2 protein-coding genes are annotated in these 1,017 nt (G+C 67.9%); both read right to left on the reverse strand.

What is annotated here, in order from left to right; translation table 11 throughout:
* Positions 1-498: iron chelate uptake ABC transporter family permease subunit (locus EOA33_RS36705; protein ID WP_145989551.1), on the reverse strand; the 498-nt coding region annotated here is incomplete at its 3' end.
* A gap of 2 nt (positions 499-500) precedes the next feature.
* On the reverse strand, positions 501-1,017 hold a 517-nt coding region (locus tag EOA33_RS36710; RefSeq protein WP_145989552.1), incomplete at its 5' end, for an ABC transporter substrate-binding protein.

Genomic DNA, 1,017 nt, shown 5'->3' on the forward strand with positions numbered 1-1,017 from the left:
GTAGAGCAGCAGCGTCACCGCCAGCCCGCCAGCGAACGCCGCGAGCGGCAAGGCCAGCGTGCCGAGCGCCAGGGTGAATGGCGCAAGCCAGGTCGAGCCGAGCACGATGACGGCGACGGCGCCGAGGCTGGAGCCGGCCGAGACGCCGATCAGGCCGGGATCGGCGAGCGGATTGCGGAACAGCCCTTGCATTACCGCCCCTGACACGGCGAGTGCTGCGCCGGTCAATACCCCGAGCAGGACGCGCGGCAAGCGAATGTCGTAGATGATCAGCCGGTCGCGGGCGCTCAATGCCGCGTCGCCTGGCACCGCACCGGTGAGCCAGTCACGAACGACGCCGACCGTAGAGGCGTCGGAAGCGCCCGATGTCAGCGACAGCAGCACCGAGAGGGCAAGCGCCAGGCACAGAAGCAGTATGACGAGGCGAGCGCGCGCCGAGCGGTCGCCATCGACCGTCGCCATCCTCCCCGCCGCGCCGACGACCGATTGATCCGCCATGATCAGTCCGTGACCTGGCCGCCATAGAGCGAAACGGCAAGGTCACGGATGGCTTCTGCCGTGCGCGGTCCGAAGCCGAGCAGGTAGCCGCCATCCATGCGGATGACCTTGCGGGCAGCACCGGCCGGCGTCGAGGCGATGGACGGGTTCGAGAACAGCTCGTCGTCGGACACCGCCGGTCCGGCATTGTCCATCATCAGGATGACCTCCGGCCTGGCGGTGACGATCGCCTCGTCCGACATCTGCTTGTAGCCGGAGAAGCCTTCGACCGCATTGACGCCGCCGGCCAGATTGACGATGCCATCGGCGGCGGTTTCGCTGCCGGCGGCAAGAATCTTGCCGCCCTGCGTCGACAGCACGAACAGGATGCGCTTACGCTCCTTGATCGATGCCGTATGCTGCTCGGCGGCCTTCAGCCGGGCGTCGACCTCGGCGGCCAGCCTGTCCGCCTTGGCATCGACGCCGAGCGCCTTGCCGACGACGCGGATCTTCTCCAGGATCCCGTCATGGGTGTAGTGT

The sequence above is a fragment of the Mesorhizobium sp. M4A.F.Ca.ET.050.02.1.1 genome (assembly GCF_003997725.1).
GTDB lineage: Bacteria > Pseudomonadota > Alphaproteobacteria > Rhizobiales > Rhizobiaceae > Mesorhizobium.